Origin of the sequence: Variovorax sp. CCNWLW235, assembly GCF_037204085.1 — a bacterium.
Classification (GTDB): Bacteria; Pseudomonadota; Gammaproteobacteria; order Burkholderiales; family Burkholderiaceae_C; genus Variovorax.
In genome coordinates this window covers 98,979-115,262 of sequence record NZ_JBBCBW010000004.1, presented here as the reverse complement: position 1 = coordinate 115,262, position 16,284 = coordinate 98,979, and the positions used below count along the sequence as shown (strand labels likewise).

Sequence of the window (16,284 nt, the reverse complement as noted above, 5' to 3'; positions counted from 1 at the left end):
ATGGCGCGAACCGCTCAACGCCGCCGCGGCGGGGCTATTCGGTTTGGTATAGCGTCGAAACGCTCGCAAAATCCCGCCCGTTCTGCTCCACGTCCACCTGGAACGGCACGCTCTCGCCCGGCGCGATGGCCGGCAGGTTCTGCACCTGCCTGAAGCCGGTGAGTTGCCCGTTCCGGTCGCGCAGGCTCACCCACACGCGCACCTTGCCGACCACGTTGTTGCCCGGGTTCTTTACCGTGCCCGTGACCTCCACGCTCTTGTAGACGAAGCGCTGGCTGAAGTTGAGCAGCACGCTGCCCGTCTCGGCCTTGGTGCCTGTTACCTGCACCTCGAGCGGTGCGCGCGGTCCGGGCAGCGCGGCGCGGCGCATCGGCTTCCACTCGACACGGGTCTGGGTAATGCGCTCCCCGGCATTCGGCTCCAGCAATATCGGAAACCGCTCCCCCGGGTAAAGGTAGGCGAGTCCGGCGATGGCAGTGGTGCCATCGGCCTTGCTGCCGCCAAAGCGCGAGATCACGCCGCCCGGCGCCACCACCACCGCGTCGGCGCTTCGGTTCACCAGCTCGGTCAGGAACAGCGGGCGCTGGATGTTGCTGCGCCCTGCAACCAGCGGCAGCAGCTCCAGCTGATTCGCGTCGAAGCGCTCGCTGTCCTCGGCCAGCAGGTCCTCGGTGCTCAGCCGCAGGTCGGGGTTGAAGCTTTCCGGCGCCCCCACGGCGCGCACCACCCGCTCGGCGTTGAGCATCGCGGTGCGGGAGCCGCCGGCATCGACGGTGTTGTAGCCGATGCGGTAGTCCCAGGCCGCAATGGCCGCCGCACGGCCGAAGCGGGCGATGCTCAGGTCGACCGAGGTCTGCGCGCCGGGCTTGAGCTCGTTGGCTTGCGCATAGCCGTGGCCGAAGCCGATCACCTGCCCCGCATCGTCGTACAGCGTGGCCAGCACGTCGATGCCGGAGAGCATGGCCGCGTCCGTGCGCGCGTTGACGATGCGCCCCACCAGCCGCACCCGCTCGGCCTGTTGCACCAGCCGCACGCGCGCAAAGGCCAGGCGCTCGCCTTGCGCAACCTTGTAGGGCTCAGCCAGCTTCTGCACGCTCAGTTCCTGGCGCGTGACGTTCTTGCCGCTGGGCATGTCGATCAGCGCCGGTGCGCTCTCGCCCGGCTCGAGCACGGAAATCGGCAGCGTCTCGGTGCGCTCTTCAACGCGGCTGTCGCCGTCGTAGTACACGGCCCTGACGCCCGCGCGCGCGAGCGGCTTGCCGGTTTCGTTGCGCGCCACCACCAGCAGCTTGGGCACGGCCGAGCTGCCGCCGCCCACCAGCACCTGGCGCGGCTCGCCGAGCTTCAGGCCGTCCGTCGGAATGGTGCGGTCGACCGGCGGCGCAACCACGGGCCGCGCGACGGACGCGTTTGTCGATGGCCGCGGGCCGGCCAGTATTCCGATCACTGCGCTCACCAGCAGCACAACCGCCACAACGGCCACGCCGATGCCGGCATTGCGCAGCATGGCCTTGCGCCGCTGCGCCTCGTCGGCTGCGAGCCGGCGCCCAGCCTCGTTCTTGACCTGTTCGAGCACACGGTCGAGCCGGTCGGAAACGTTGTCCTCCACCAGCGTTACCGAGCCGCAATGCTGGCAGGCGTACTGGTTCAGCCCGGTGCGCTTGAGCGCGCTGCTGCCGCACTCACCGCACTTGAGCGTCTGCAGATCGATGGTCATGACGCGCTTTCGATGTTGTTGTTCTTCTTGTGCTCCGGGGCGCCCAGCCAGGCGGCAAGCCCGTCGCGGCGCATGCACTCGGCCAGCGCGAGCTGCAGCTGCGCGCCTTCATGCAGGTCTTGCTCTGTGGTTTCGTAGTGCATCTGGTAGAGCGCCTGGCCCTCTGTTTCGCCCATGCCGTGCAGCGCGGCAACGCGGCCGGCCAGGTCGGAGGTCTCCTGCGGCTTGAGGCGCGTGAAGGCCTGCCGCAGATCGGGCAGATGCGCCACGAAGGCTTCGGCATCCCAGCCCTGCACCAGGCCGTCGAGACCTTCGAGCAGCGCGGGCAGGCGCAGCAGCAGTTCAGGCGCCGCGGCCATCACCCCGTTGAGAAAACGCACCGCTTCGCGCGGCTCTGCGCCCGCACCGAAGCGCTGCCGCACGACGGTGTCGAGCGCGTTCTCGTCCCAGTGCCCGTCGAGGTACAGCAGGGCCGAAGCGGCGCCCGCCACGGCGGGCGCGACCGAGGCACCGGTCGCGAAGCGTTCGAGTTGCGTACGCAGCAGGTCGAGGTCGATGGCACTGTCGCCGGCCTCCCCCAGTCCGCCCTGCAGCGAGGCCAGCAGGCGCCCGAGCTCGCGCAGCGAAAGCAGCTGCTTCACCGCGCCTGCCTCGCCCTCTTCGGGGCATCCGCCCACATCGGGCAGCAGGAACAGCGCCGCGGGCCACACCCGCTCCAGCAGGCTCTGCAGCTGCGGATGCTGCTGCACGCCCAGCGGCTCCCGCGCACGCCAGAGCGTGACGAGCCGGTGCCCGCACTCGACCACCGAGCCGAGCGAGGCATCTTCGTCGAGGTGCGTGGACAGCATCGAGAGCAGCTGCGGCAGGCGCGACTGCAGACCGACCAGGCAGGCGCGCATCAACAGCGCCACGGCCGCGCTGGCGCTGCGGCCGCGGCCCTGGTCTGAGAGCGCGGCCTCTTCCTTGCGCAGCTTGGCCATGCAGACGGCCTCCACGCTTGCGCCTTCGGCCGCCAGCTCGATGAGCCGCGCCTCCACCAGCGGCGACCAGGCGGCGCGCCACTCTTCGAACAGCAGGTGCAAACGGCTGTTGCCAAGAAAATCCGGCCCCGCGAGCCAGGTGCCGAGCCCTGCGTCGAGGTACGCCATGGCATGGAAGAAGCGGCTGCGTTCGCGGTGCGAAGGCTTGCGGTAAAGGTCCAGCCGCGCCACGCGCGCGGTGCTGTCGTCCAGCCGCACGCCGGCCTGGCGGGCGAGCCTCCGCGCGTCTTCGATCAGCGGCGGCGAGCCTGCCGAAGGCGGCACGTCGCCGATGCGCGTGCCGCTCAAAAATTTGCGCAGGTCGGCGGTAAAGCCGCGCGTACCTTCGTCGATGGCGCTTTTGATGAAGCAGGAGCGGATCGCGTCGAGCAGGTCCTGCCGGCCGGGACCGGCATTGCCGCGCAATGCCGCAAGCCGCATGGCCTGTGCGGCGGCGGCCTGCACCAGTGCGGTGGACACCGCATCGGCATGGTCCTGCGCGCGGGTCTGGCGCGCAAAGCGGGTGAGGCTGTCGAGCGCCACCGCGGTGAAGGGGTCGGCGTCGCCGGCCTCGAGGCGTTCCCACACCTGCTGGTAGTAGCCGGGCGACGGCATGCCCGAGGCATAGCCGTTGAGCGCGTCGAGCCGCTCGAAGCTGTAGCGGATCAGCCATGCGTTGTCCGGTGCGTCCTTGCCGGCGGGCGCCTTCGAGGGCTTGGCGTTCTGCCACTGCTCGACCAGTTCGAGCGTGTGGAAGCCGCCGGTAACGACCACGATCGGCCCCTCGACCTCGTTGCGCCAGCGGCGGATGTGCGCCGCCATATGGCGCTCCCGCGGCAGGCTCAGCTCGGCCTCGAGCACCTCGGGCTCGTAGTCGAGCCGCGCCATCGCGCACCAGCTGAACACGTCCGCGAAGAAGGCGCGCCAGTCGCCGAGAGCGGCCGACGTGCGCAGTTCGAACAGCCGGTCCCACAGCTCCTGGTGGTCGACGCAGCCAAGCTGGGCGGCCATGGCGTTCAGGTAGCGGCTGTGCGCGAAATGGCGCTCTTCCATCAGGCTGCGCGCTGCGTCGCGTGCATCGCCCTCGCCCTGGTCGCCTTCCTCGCCTTCGTCGCGCTGCCAGGCCTTGTCACTCCACGGAAGATCGATCAGCCCCAGGCGCGCGCCGAGCGCCGCGCCTTCGCGCACCGCAATCCACTCGGGGCTGTAGTCGCAGAACGGAAAGAACGACGTGCGCGATTCCGTGCGCGTCTTCTCTTCCGAGTCGGGGTCGTCGGCCGGCACCTGCCGGGTGCTCTGGCACAGCCATGCGACGGGAGCGGTGGTTTGGGCATGCTGCAGCAGCGGCAGCAGTGCGTTCAGGTCGTCCGGCCCTTCGACCAGCACAGCCGCGGGCCTGACCTCGCGCAGCAGCGCCCTCAATGCGAATGCACAGGCGGGGCTGTGGTGCCTTACGGGCACGAAGAACACACCGTCCTCGCCGAACAGCCGGCCGCGCGCAGCTTCGAGCCCGGCAGGCAGAACGCTGCCGGCTTCCGCAGCTACTGCCACAGCGCGCGCGCCGCGTCGTGAAAGGTCTTCCATTGCGCGTCGCGCTTGCCGCGTTCGCGCACCACGGTGTCGAAGTAGTGGCGCACGCGCTTCACATCGTCGGTGCTGTCCTTCAGAACCACGCCCTGCAACTGGCCCGCGATCTCGCGCGCAGTGAGCTGGCCGCCATTGAAATGGCGCGCCTGCAGGGCCGCCGCATAAGCCACGTTCACGGCCTCCGCGGTGGACATGACGGCATCGAGGCCCTTGATGGCGGTGCCATCCTGCGTTTGCCCTGCGCGCAGTTCCTGGAAGGTGGTAACCAGCAGCGCCACCACGTCGCGCGGCACATCGACCGGCGATTCGCCGCCGCCGTCGAGTTCGCGCTTCAACTGGGCCATCACCAGCTCGACCTCGAACGCATGGTCGCGGATGGGCTTTACCGTTTCAAAGTTGAAGCGGCGCTTCAGCGCGGACGACATCTCGTGCACGCCACGGTCGCGCAGGTTGGCCGTGGCAATGATGTTGAAGCCGCGCTGTGCATAAAGCCGGGCATCGTCGCCCAGTTCCGGAATCATGAGCTGCTTGTCGCTCATGAGCGAAATCAGCACGTCCTGGATCTCGGGCGGGCAGCGCGTGATTTCCTCGAAGCGCACCAGCTTGCCCGCGCGCATGGCCTGGTAGAGCGGAGAAGGCACCAGCGCGCGTTGGCTCGGCCCCTCGGCCAGCAGCAGCGCGTAGTTCCAGCTGTACTTGATGTGGTCTTCGGTGGTGCCGGCCGTGCCCTGCACCGTAAGCCCCGAATCACCGCTGATGGCAGCCGCGAGCAACTCCGAGAGCAGCGACTTCGCAGTGCCCGGCTCGCCCACGAGCATCAGGCCCTGGTGGCCCATGAGCGTGACGATGGCACGGTCCACCAGCGGATCGTCGCCGTAGAACTTGCGACTCACCTGCAGCTTCTCGTCGCCGAGGATGAAGCGCCGCACCGCGCGCGGCGAGAGCTTCCATCCGGTGGGCCGCGCATCGGTGTCGGCCGCAAGCAGGCGCGCGAGCTCGTCTGCATAGCGCGCCTCGGGGGCGAGGCGCACGGCCTGCGTCGCTGGGGAAGAAGATGGTGGTGTGCCGGTGCTCATGATGGTGTTGCGGGGTCGAGTGTGAGGGCTATGCGTGCCTGGGTTGCCCGCGCCTACCACGGCATCTTCTTTTCCCAGCCCGCGTCGAACCCGGCGCACGCCTGGGCAATGGCCAGGTAGTCGGCATAGGCCTCGGCCAGGAGCACCGGCGGCACGCTCGACAGCGGCAGCGTACGGTCGCTGTAGCCGCGGGTCTTCATGTCCTCGAAGCCCAGTGTCTTGAGCGCTGCGGGCACGTTCTCCTCCGGCAGGGTGTTGCCCGAGAACTCGATGGCCACGCGCACGCCGGCCGACGAGAACTCCTTGGTGTACTGGTAGAAGAAGCCGCCGTCCTCGGCCTGCGCGCGCTGGTAGCCGAGCTTGGCAAAGCTGCCGCGCAGCGTGAAGGTGTCGCTGATCCAGCCCAGCCGGTCGTTGATCTCGCTCACCGGCTGGCCCTTGTCGTCGGTGAACGCCACAGCCGGCGGCTTGCGCGTCATCTGCGCGAAGAGCGGCACCAGCTTGTAGTCCTTGAAGTGCTTGTTCCACGCGGCGGCCGCGGCCTCGTCGACCAGCGAGGCGTGGCCCAGGCGCAGCTGGCTGCCGGGCGCGAGCTCGACCTCGTCGTCCTGCGTGTCGATCAGGCTGCCGTCCTCGGTGGGCCGGAAGCTGCCGCGCACCGCGCCTTCCGCGTCCAGCTCGAGCCACACGAGCCGCTGTATCAGCCGCCCGGCAATCGGGTGCCGGTGCAGGTATTCGCGCCACTCGGCCTGCGGCCAGACGCGGCCGGTGCACATGGCTTCGAACAGGCGCGCGGTCTGCAAATCGATGACCTGCTTGAGCTCTTTCTTGCTGGTCGAGAACTGCGCCTTCGCGTCCTTGATGAGCGCGGGGTCGTCGTTCTGGCGCGGCTCGGGCAGGGTCTTGACGATCTTGCCTTCGGGGTTGCGCAGTTCGGGCTTCATCGCGGCGTCGAGCACCATGGTGAAGATGCGGTCGCCGTACGCAAGTTCGAGCTTGCCGGTGTCGTCCAGTCCCGCGGTGGGAATGGTGCGGTCGGCGAGCTGGTCCTGCGTCCAGCTGTTGCGGTCGGCAATCTGCTGCACCAGGGCACGCGCCTTCTCCTGGACCGAGGCGGTGCGGTAACGGCGCGATATGCCCAGCAGCAGCTGGATCACCACCGGGTCGTTGCCCGGCGCCACGCCTTCGAGCATGGCTTCGATCTGCGAGCGGCGCTGGTAATGGTCGCGCATGTACTGCTGCAGCAGCGTGACGACCTCGTGCCCCGGCGTGTGGGCCGTCAGGGCCAGGATGCCTTTTTCGCCGATCGCGCTGCCGAGGTATTCGCTCATCTTCTCGCGCTTGCACTCCTCGAAGACCTGTTCCTGCGTCTTCTGGAAGTCGGCTTCGTAGTACTGCTTGTGCTCGGCCTTTGCGTTCTGGTAGCGCTGCTGGTTGCCCTGGTAGCGCTGCGGCGCATTGGCGTTTGCATGCGCAATGCCTTCGTCGAGCGTGGGGTGGCGCGTGTCCTGCGCGATGAACTGGCGCAGCACGAGGCTGCCGACGGCCTGGCGGCTGGCTGCGTCGAGCAGGCCGAGGTAGCGCGTGAGCAGCGCGTTGCCGCCCGGCTCCTTGAGCTTGCATGCGAGCACCACCCACCAGCGCACGATTTCGGGCTCTACCGCGCTGCCGTCCAGCCATTTGCAGGCGGGCAGCGCGTCCAGAGAAAACCACGCAAGGCCCGCCGGGGGCTTGGCCTTCAGGCCCTTCTTTGCTTCAGCAAGAAGAATGGCGGGCGCAAGGCGCGCGGAGATGTCGTCGCCCAGCGCCTCGAGCGCCGTGAGATAGGCCGCACGCACGGTCTCGCGGGTTTCCTTCTCGAGCGCCTTGGTAATCGCAGGCACGGCATCGGCGTACTTGAGCTCGGCCAGCCAGTTGGCGGCCTCGATGCGCACCTCGCTCTTGGTGGAGCCGAGCGACTCGACCACGCGCCGGCCGATGTCGGGCAGCATCGACAGCGCCTTCTGCGCGGCTGCGCGGTGCGTCTTGCCTTCGCCGAGCGCCAGTTCCATCACGCGCGGCAGCCAGCGCGCCTGCACGGTCGGAAAGATGGCCAGCGTGCGCAGCGTCGCGTTCAGGTCGAGCTGGGTCTGGCGGCCTTCGCGCTTTGGCGGCGCGACGAGGCCCAGGCCTTCGTCGATGTACTCGGGGTGCTCCGCAAAGAAGGGCCACACGCGGTCGGCCGGCAACACCTCGACCGCCGTGGGCTGGTTCCAGTACTGGTAGAGCGCGGTGTGGGCCACATCGTCGATCGGCATGCCTGAACGCTTGAGCAACTCGGCCAGCGCGCGCAGATCGACCGAGCCCACGGGCTGGCGCCCGAGCCACTTGTGAAAGCCGTCGTCGAACCAGAAGCTGCTCCAGTGGCGCGACACGGCCAGCCAGCGGATCAGGTGCGGCATGCCGAATCCGGGCATTGCCTGCAGGCGATTGCCGAAACCCACCACCTGGTGCAGCTGGCCGTTCTTCACGCGGTTCTGGTCGTGCTTGCTGCCCTGCCCGTTGAGCACGCGCACGGCCACGCGCATGTCCTCGTCGGTGAGCTTCTTGTGGGCGGCGTAGTTGTCCTGGCGCCACTTGTACCTGTAGGTCTGCTTGGAGGCCTTGTTCTCCTCGATCTCGGCCTCGGCCGCAACGCGGTTCTTCTCGAGCAGCTCGATGCGGTTGGCGATGAGCAGTTGCACCGCCTCTTCACCGAGCGGAATGTCCTCGAAGGGCTGCCAGGCCGGCGGCTCGGGCAATTCGAGCTCGCCCGCATCGCCCGCCGCGTCGAGCCGCGACATGGCCGATCGGATGGCCTGCTGCACGGCCTTGCTGGTCTCGGTCTCGGCGGCCGCGGCAAGCAGCGCGCGCGCCGCGTCGCCCGGCAAGCGCGCAAGCAGTTCGGCGGCCTGCGTGCGCTGGGTGGTGTCGCCGTCTTTCAGCAGCTGCCCGAGGAGTTCGAGCCGCTGCGTCTCGGCAATGCCCTCCAGGTGCGGCGTCGCCTCGGCGCGCACCGTCTTGCTGCCGTCGATCGCCAGGCGCACGAACAGCGGTGCAAAGTCGTTCAGCAGGGCCTTGTCCTTGCCGATGCGCCTGGCCAGCAGAACGCGGCCCGCGGCCGACAGCTTCGCGGGTAACGCCTCGGTGGCATCGCGCTGGCTGCGCATGTAGTCGGCCACGGCGGAGGCTTCGACCAAGCCATCGAGCCGGTCGTGGTACCAGCTGTCCAGGCCCTTGCGCTCGAAGACCTCTTGCAGCGCGAGATGCCGATCGAGCCCTTCGTGCGCCAGCAGGGCCGCAATGAGATGCACGTTCCACGCGGGCCGGTGCTTGACAAGATCGCGGTCGGCGGCGTTGCTGGAGCCGCTTTTGTTGAAGCTCGCGAACACCGCGTCGTTGACGAGGTACTGGAGCCAGTCGGGCACAGCCGCGCCCGGATGCTCGAGCGACTGCCCGCCATCGGCCGCCGCAAGCAGCTTGCCCAGCCGCACCAGCACATCGAGCGGTGGCGCGTCGGCGTTCACGCTGGCGTAGAAGCGGCCGCGCTGCTCGAGGCTCTGGTTGCCGATCTTCTCCAGCGGCTTGTTCTGGTAGTTGCTGTAACCCCAGCGCAGGCGGCCAGGGGCTCCGAGCAATTGCCCGGGCTCGAAGGACCTGGCAGCCTGCAGATCGAGCAGCACGGTTTCCTGCGTGCCATCGACCAGGAACGCGGCGGCCTTGTGGGGCAGCTCCTTGCCTGCTTTTTCGAGCGGTTCGAAGGCCTGCTTCAACAGCTGCGCCTGCTCGCGCGTCAGGCCGTTGGCGGCCGCGGGGCCGGCGCCGCCCGTGACGGCGCCCAAGATCTTGTCCAGAAATCCCATGCGTTCTCCTCGTTCTCCTGGGCGCTGATTTTGGCAGTTGGACGTGACGCTTTGGCCAACTCGCGGCCTGCGGAAACAACCGAAGCCAAAGGTTCTAAGCCGGCTGCGCTTTCCTGCTCGCCGGCAAACCGTCGAGCTCGCCGAGCAACTGGCACAGAAAGCCCAGCTTCAGCAGCGGCACCGCGGCGGGCGCAGCAAGGTGTGCGCGCAGCGCACCCGACAGCACCTCCAGGCCGACCGAACCCGCGCGGTCGAGTGCATCGTGCAGGCGCTGCCGCTGCGCCACGGTCAATGCCATGCGCCCGGTGGCGGCCTGTGTCTCGGCCACCTCTGTCACGGGCGCGAGCAGGCGCGCCGCCAGCGTGGGCGCACCCACGGGCGCCGCCTGCCGTTGCTGCTGCCGCGCCTCGAACATGCGCAGGATGCGGCTGGCCAGCGACGTCGTGCGCGCGGCCTCGTCGGCAAAGTCGAGCGACACCGCCTGCAGCGCCTTCTTCGCATTGCTGGTCAGCACGGCAATGGGCATGAGTTCGGTGCTCGCGGCGGAGCGCTCGATGCGCACCAGCACCCCGTGCACCGGTGCGCGGCGGGCGGTGAGGCGGTCCAGGTTGTCGACGCGCTGCCGATGCTCCGGACCGACGGGAATGCCCAGCCGCAGCCATTGGCCCGCGTCGTCCTGCACCAGCCAGTCGAGGCGCTGCTGTGCTTCGTCGAGCACCGGCGGACGCGTATCGGAAGGCCGCAGCAGCACTGCATCGAAAGGCTCGGCCGCAAGGCCGGTGGCGCCGCGCAGGCGCTCGCCGAGTTCGGACCAGTTGCCGCAGCCGATCGACTTCAGGCGCGGATCGTCGGCCGCCCACGCAGGCAAGGGCTGCGCACGCGTGGCGCCGCCGAGCGCCAGGCGGCCGTCTTCGGCAAGGCGGGGTTGCTCGAGACGCAGGGCAGCTTCGCACACGCTCTGCGCGGCGCCCACGCCGGACCACAGTGCGTTCGCGGACCATGCGCCGCTGCGCGTGAAGGCGGTGTCGCTGCCGTCGGGCCGGGCGAGCGAGGCCTGCAGCACGCGCGCGCCGGCCAGGTCCCAGAACGCCACGGTGAGCCCGCGCGCGCCGCCGCGCGTCTGCCACCAATGGGCACCGAGCGGCAGCAGGTCGAGGGCGGCGGATTCGTCGAAGTCGCGCTTCAGCCGGCCGCGCAAGGCCACGGCGAGGTCGCCCTCAGCACGCGCAAGCGCAGCGCACAGCGCATGGATGCGCGCCATGAGCGCGAAGGCATCGCGCTCCTCGGCGCGGTGGTCGCGCCGCACCAGCAGGTCGACCGTGCCGCCAAGATTGCGCAGCAAGGCCGCCAGGCGCGGCAAGCCCTCGCCGCGCGCGGACATGTTGAGTGCCAGAAGGCGCGCCGACGTCAGCTCGCTCACGTGCGAGAGGCCGCCCGTGAGCAGTTCTTCCAGCATCGACTCGACCTGCAGCAGGAACGCGCGCTCCCGCTCGCCGAGGCGCGCGGTGTCTTCGACCGGTGCGGGCCGCGCGCCCCCGGGCCATGCAAGGGGCTGCGCGTGCGCGCTGCGCAGCGCGGCAATGGCGATCAGGTGCACCGCCTTGCGCTCCGCGGCGGGTACCTCGGACACCATGCCTGCATAGCCCGCGCCCGCCACCCAGCGGCATGAGGCGCCGAGCTCGGGCAAGTCCATGACGAGCGCGCCGCCCTGCACCCGCCATTCGACGACGCTGCTGGCAGCCGCCGCGGCGCGCCGCACGGCCGCCGCGCCCGCGGCCTTGAAGAGTGCCGCGGCATCGAGCGCAAGGATTTCCGCGAGCGGGTCGGCAACGGCCGGCGCCTGCGTCTCTTGCGGCCCGGCCGAGGCCGCGCCGGCTGCGCTGCCCGATGCGGGCGGCTCCAACGCGCGCAGCCACAGCGCCGCGCCGAGTATGTGTTTGCAGATGCCCGGTGCCGGGCAATCGCAGCGCGCCTGCTGCGGGCCGCGCGCATCGAGCTGCACGCGCTGGCCGTCGGCCGCCACCACGCCGCTCTTGGCGCCCTGCTCCGCCCATGCGACCTTGCCCGCCTCCACATCCTTTGCGGCGCGCCGCAGCAGGCCGGGGTTGGCGAGCGTGGCCAGCGTGTCGTCGTCGTAGGCGCGGTAGCCGTCGTACCAGGCCATCAGTTCATCACTTCCGCGAGCCACTGCGCAAAATGCGTAGGCGTAAGGGCCGCCACGTGCATGCCCTTGTCGGCCAGGCGCTGCGCCATTTGCCGGTCGTACACGGGGTTGGCCGATTCGTCGAGCGCGGCCAGCCCTAGCAGCTTGACGCGCGCCTGTGCCATGCGTTGCACAGCGGCCAGGAGCGGTCCGGGCGCGGCGCCTTCCATGAAGTCGCTGATGAGCGCGAACACCGTGCGCTGCGGGTTGCCCACCAGCGACTCGCAATACGCCACCGCACGGCCGATGTCGGTGCCGCCGCCGAGCTGCACCGTGAGCAGCACCTCGACCGGATCGTGCGCCAGGTGCGTGAGATCGACCACGCTGGTGTCGAACACCACCAGCTTCACACGCACCGCGGGCAGCGAGCTCATGATGCCGGCGATGACGGCGCTGTAGATCACCGAATCCATCATCGAGCCGCTCTGGTCGACGCAAAGCACCACGTCCCAGGGCAGGTTGCGCTTCACGCGCGCGTTGAAGCGCGGATGCTCGATGACGAGTTGCTTGCGCTCCACGTCGTAGTGCTTCAGGTTGGCCGCGATGGTGGCGCGCGCATCGAAGTTCTGCGCGCTCTTGATGTGCGAGCGCCGCATGCGGTTGCGCCGGCCGACGAGCGCGTTGACGAAGTCGTTCCTGAGCTTGCGGGTGATCTCGTCGACGGTCTTCTGGATCACCTCGCGCACCGCGTCGCGCATCTGGCCCGACAGCCGCCCGCGCATGCCGAGCAGCGCCTTGGCAAGGCCGGGCGTGGCGTCGAGCGAGCGCAGCACCGCCGGGTCGGAGAGCAGATCGGTCAGCCGGTAACGATCGATCGCCTGCGTCTGCATGCGTTCGAATACTTCTTGCGGAAACAGGCTGCGCGAACGGTTGAGCCAGTCGACCGCTCGCAACTGGCTCGGGTCGAGCGAGCCCGGGCCGCCGCTGGATCTGGCGAGGCCGCGGCCTTCGTATTCGCGGCCGTAGAGGTATTCGAGGGCCTGGTCGAGCTTCCAGTCGCCCGCCGAGAACTGCGTCTGCGACAGGGGTTGCGCCGCATAGCGGCCGAGGATCAGGCGCCAGCGGCGCAGGGTTTCTTCGGACGACATGCGCAATGCGTTCGCAAGGACAGGTGGAAGGAACGGGTCGGGGGAGAAGAGCGCCGGCAGCTTATCAGACGCCTGTGCATGGCATGCTCGGCGCCTTGCTCGCCTCTTCTTCATGACCCAGCTTCATCCGTCTGTTGCACTGACCCTGGAAGACACGCCGGCGGACTTCTGGTCGCCCTGGCCCGACCCGATATTGGCCGAGCTGCGGCCGGCCGCCGAGCGCTGACGGCAAGACAGAAAAAGAAAAAGCCGGCCACGCTTTCGCATGGCCGGCTTCTGGAGCGAGCGCTCGCCGAGGATTACAGCGGCAGCGAGTCGCCGCGAGCGGCAGCGCGGGCTGCTGCGCGGACCGTGGCGCGGTCCACCGTGCTGGCGACGATAGGTGCGACGCCGGCGGAAGCGCCTTCAGCGTACGGATCAGCGCTGCGGGCGGCTGCAACGGCGTCGGCGCGCACTGCATCGCGGCTGGTCGACGAAACGAACACTTGGGCCGGGCCTGCGTTGGCGCCGGTGGCATAGGGGTTGGCGCTGTGCGCGGCAACCACGGCCTGACTGGCGACTTCGGCGCGGCTGGCGGCCGAGGTCAGTTGATGCACGCCTTCATAGGTTTCGGCGTGGGCGGCACCGGCAACGGCCATGAGGGCAACAGCAACGGCGGAGAGGATCTTCGAGGCGTTCATTTTGATTTCCTTCAATTCAGTTCAGTTTTGACTTTGGATGATTTCGAACCGGTCTTGGGTGGGTCACCGTCCCTTCGGGGGGCGGCCACCTCGCTCGGGGCCCTGTTCACCCAGATCGGCTTGGGGGCCGGTCTGTGAGATGAATTGTGCGCCGCTCTCTAAGTAAAAACCCTCATCAAAAGGAACCTCGGCGTTCACAGAACGGAAACAATGGCAATGCCAAGAGGCCGAAGACCTGAGCTACCTGGAAGAAAATCGCTGCCTGCGGGCTCCGGCTAAAGTAGTCGCCCCAAACCGGCTCTCCAGCCCCTCGGCCCTCCTCCAGGCAGGCCAGGCAAGGCAACGCCGTACACACAACACACAGGAACATCAGCATGGGCGCACAGTGGAAAGCAAAGCACAAGGACCTGGCCGCCAATGCCAAGGGCCGGCTGTTCGGAAAGCTGGCCAAGGAAATCATGATCGCCGCGCGCAGCGGCGCCGATCCGGCCTCGAATGCACGGCTGCGGCTGGTGGTCGAGCAGGCCCGCAAGGTCTCGATGCCCAAGGACACGCTGGACCGCGCCATCAAGAAGGGCGCCGGGCTCACGGGCGAGGCGGTGAATTTCGAGCACGTGATCTACGAAGGCTTTGCGCCGCATCAGGTGCCCGTGATGGTCGAGTGCCTCACCGACAACGTGAACCGTACCGCGCCTGAAATGCGCGTGCTGTTCCGCAAGGGCCAACTGGGCACCTCGGGCTCGGTGTCCTGGGATTTCGACCACCTGGGCATGATCGAGGCCGAGCCCTCGCGGCCGGACGCCGACGCCGAGGTGGCCGCGATCGAGGCCGGTGCGCAAGATTTCGAGCCGGCCGGCGAGAACGGTGCCACGGTGTTCCTGACCGACCCCACCGATCTCGACCTTGTGAGCCGCGCGCTGCCGGCCCAGGGCTTTACCGTGCTCTCGGCCAAGCTGGGCTACAAGCCCAAGAACCCGGTCGATCCCGCCAGCCTCAGCGCCGAACACCTGGAAGAGGTCGAAGTCTTTCTTGCGGCCATCGACGCGAACGACGACGTGCAGAACGTGTTCGTGGGCTTGGCCGGCTAGGCCCCGAGCGGGGCCGCGGACCCTGCGCCGGCCGGCTGCCCGCCGCGCTTGAGCGGCAGCCACAGCGTGAAAAGCGTGCCCTCTGCCCCCGAGCGCCAGGAGACGGCGCCTCCGACCACCAGGGCCCGGCGCTGCTGGTTCTGCATGCCGCGGCCTCCGGCCTCGCGCATTGCCTTTTCGACATCGAACCCGTGGCCGTTGTCTTCAATGGTGACCTGCACGCCTGAGGCATCCGCCGCGGTGCCCACTCGGATCTCGGTGGCGCGGGTGTGGCGCAGGATGTTGGCAATGCTCTCCTGGACGATGCGCAAGATGTGCAGCGCGCTGGTCGGGTCGAGCCATTCCAGCGCGGGGAGCTCCTGCACGTTCCACTGCAGGGCGACGCCCGAGCTCTCGAGCCGGGGGCCCAGCCGGTAGCGCAGCGTGGCCAGCAACAGCAGCAGGTCATCTTCGAGCGGCTCCATCGAGTCGATGGTCAGCTTCAGGTCGTCCAGGCAGCTCTTGAGTACCTGCGACACCTTGTCGTCGCTCATGCCGCCGCTCTCCACCGAGCGGATGGCGCTGATCAGCGACGAGCCCAGGCCGTCGTGCATGTCCTGCATCAGGCGCTGGCGCTCGTCGCTGATGGTCTGCAGCTTCTCGACCTCGCGCAGCCGCTGGTGGCTGAGCTCAAGCTCGGCTTCTCGCGCGCGCAGGCGCTCGGCCAGGCCGGCGTTGACCCGCTCCACCTCGGCAATGGCGTTGACGTAGCGCCGGTACATCAGCACTCCGAACACGCTGAACGTCACTGCGTTGGTGTATGCGCCGAGGTACCAGCCCTCGGGGCTGACGAAGTTGTTCTGCAGCAGCCAGTCGGACACGCCCAGCAGCACGCAAGCGCCGATGCCGACCGCCACCAGCCGCCCTTCGCTGGAACGCTTCCAGGCGCTGATGCCGCCCACCAGCGCCACGGTCACGCCCATCAATGCGGCCCCGATGTAGATCAGCGGCGTGACTTGCGGGGTGTTTCTCAATATGGCCGGCCCCGGCAGCGTCAGCACGCCGATCAGCACGGTCCACGCCACCACCGCAAAGGTCAGCCACCCGAGCCGCCGGCCGTGCAGCTGGCGCAACGCGAAGTGCACCACTGCCACCAGCCAGAACAGCGAATTGACGGTCAGCCAGGCGAACCAGTCGTTGGCAATCGGCACGGCAACGTAGAAATGCAGGCTTCGCAGGAACGATGTGATGGCCAGGTTGAAGAAGAGCAGGTAGCCGGTTTCGTGGCTGCGCTTGAACCACACGAACAGGGCGAACACGCCCACCGCCATGAAGGCGGCACTGAGCATGGCCGGCAGGTCTTGCTGGAGCCACTGCCGCATGCGATGCCGGACTTCCAGCGCCTCGACGGGGCCCAGCCACAGCGATGAAACCGCCACCTGCACGGATTGCCTGTGCTCGATTCGAAGCAGGATTTCCTCCAGCGGCGCGCCGTCGGGCGTCTTGCCCAGCAGCACCCATAGCGGCGTGCGGGTGCTGTTCCACAGCAGGCCTTGCACTTGCGCGCGGTAGGCCAGCCGCCCGTTGGCATACACCGCAATGGGACCGTCCGTCTTGATTCGCGCGCCATACAGCGCGAGCGGCGCCGACGTGGTGGGCAGTTCGCGCGCTGAAAGCCGCAGCCAGGTGATGCGGCTCGCGCCCGCGGATGCGCTGCCCTCGGCTTGGCGCAGCAAGGCAACTGGCAGCGCCCGGGGCAACTCGACGGGTTGCCAGGCGTGCGGAAGGGCCTTGCTGTCCACGGCGAGCGGCAACGGGCTGAAGCGCGGGGCGTCCGCGTCTTCTTCCTGCCAGTCGGCCCGCACCATGTGCAGGACCGCGGATTCGTGCTCGGCGTCGGTCGCGCTGAAGTAGGCCACCATCGCCACCAGCAGCGCCATGGAAACGACCAGCAGCGCGTTCGCCC

At 68.7% G+C, this 16,284-nt stretch carries 9 protein-coding genes; 1 reads left to right on the top strand and 8 read right to left on the bottom strand.

Annotated features, from left to right (window positions below):
• Positions 1–34: 34 nt before the first annotated feature.
• From V9L21_RS06750 to V9L21_RS06720, 7 genes are all read right to left on the bottom strand, one after another.
• The gene (locus tag V9L21_RS06750) at positions 35–1,717 is read right to left on the bottom strand and encodes an FxLYD domain-containing protein (RefSeq protein ID WP_337310277.1); all 1,683 of its coding nucleotides are present in this window, start codon (positions 1,715–1,717) and stop codon (positions 35–37) included.
• The gene (locus V9L21_RS06745; RefSeq protein WP_337310275.1) at positions 1,714–4,320 is read right to left on the bottom strand and encodes a DUF5682 family protein; all 2,607 of its coding nucleotides are present in this window, start codon (positions 4,318–4,320) and stop codon (positions 1,714–1,716) included. The genes V9L21_RS06750 and V9L21_RS06745 overlap by 4 nt, the downstream gene beginning before the upstream one ends.
• Positions 4,278–5,399, bottom strand: a complete 1,122-nt coding sequence (locus tag V9L21_RS06740) for an ATP-binding protein (RefSeq protein WP_337310273.1) — start codon at positions 5,397–5,399, stop codon at positions 4,278–4,280. The genes V9L21_RS06745 and V9L21_RS06740 overlap by 43 nt, the downstream gene beginning before the upstream one ends.
• Positions 5,400–5,452: 53 nt before the next feature.
• Complete coding sequence (locus tag V9L21_RS06735) at positions 5,453–9,280, bottom strand: DUF4132 domain-containing protein (RefSeq protein ID WP_337310271.1); 3,828 nt, start codon at positions 9,278–9,280, stop codon at positions 5,453–5,455.
• A gap of 94 nt (positions 9,281–9,374) precedes the next feature.
• Positions 9,375–11,444: an SWIM zinc finger family protein gene (locus V9L21_RS06730; protein WP_337310269.1), complete on the bottom strand. Its 2,070-nt coding sequence runs from the start codon at positions 11,442–11,444 to the stop codon at positions 9,375–9,377.
• A complete protein-coding gene (locus V9L21_RS06725; protein WP_337310267.1) occupies positions 11,444–12,571 on the bottom strand; it encodes a VWA domain-containing protein in 1,128 nt (375 codons plus the stop codon). The genes V9L21_RS06730 and V9L21_RS06725 overlap by 1 nt, the downstream gene beginning before the upstream one ends.
• A 299-nt stretch (positions 12,572–12,870) precedes the next feature.
• Positions 12,871–13,251, bottom strand: coding sequence for a helicase SNF2 (locus tag V9L21_RS06720; protein WP_126748835.1), 381 nt, complete (start codon positions 13,249–13,251; stop codon positions 12,871–12,873).
• A 374-nt stretch (positions 13,252–13,625) separates the two neighbouring features.
• Between V9L21_RS06720 and V9L21_RS06715 the strand changes: the two genes are divergently transcribed.
• Entirely contained in the window at positions 13,626–14,339 is a 714-nt protein-coding gene (locus V9L21_RS06715) for a YebC/PmpR family DNA-binding transcriptional regulator (RefSeq protein ID WP_157611670.1), read from the top strand.
• Here the strand turns inward: V9L21_RS06715 and V9L21_RS06710 are convergent.
• Positions 14,336–16,258 (bottom strand): sensor histidine kinase, encoded by a 1,923-nt coding sequence (locus V9L21_RS06710; RefSeq protein WP_337310555.1) that lies wholly within the window; start codon positions 16,256–16,258, stop codon positions 14,336–14,338. The genes V9L21_RS06715 and V9L21_RS06710 overlap by 4 nt on opposite strands.
• Between the last annotated feature and the right edge of the window lie 26 nt (positions 16,259–16,284).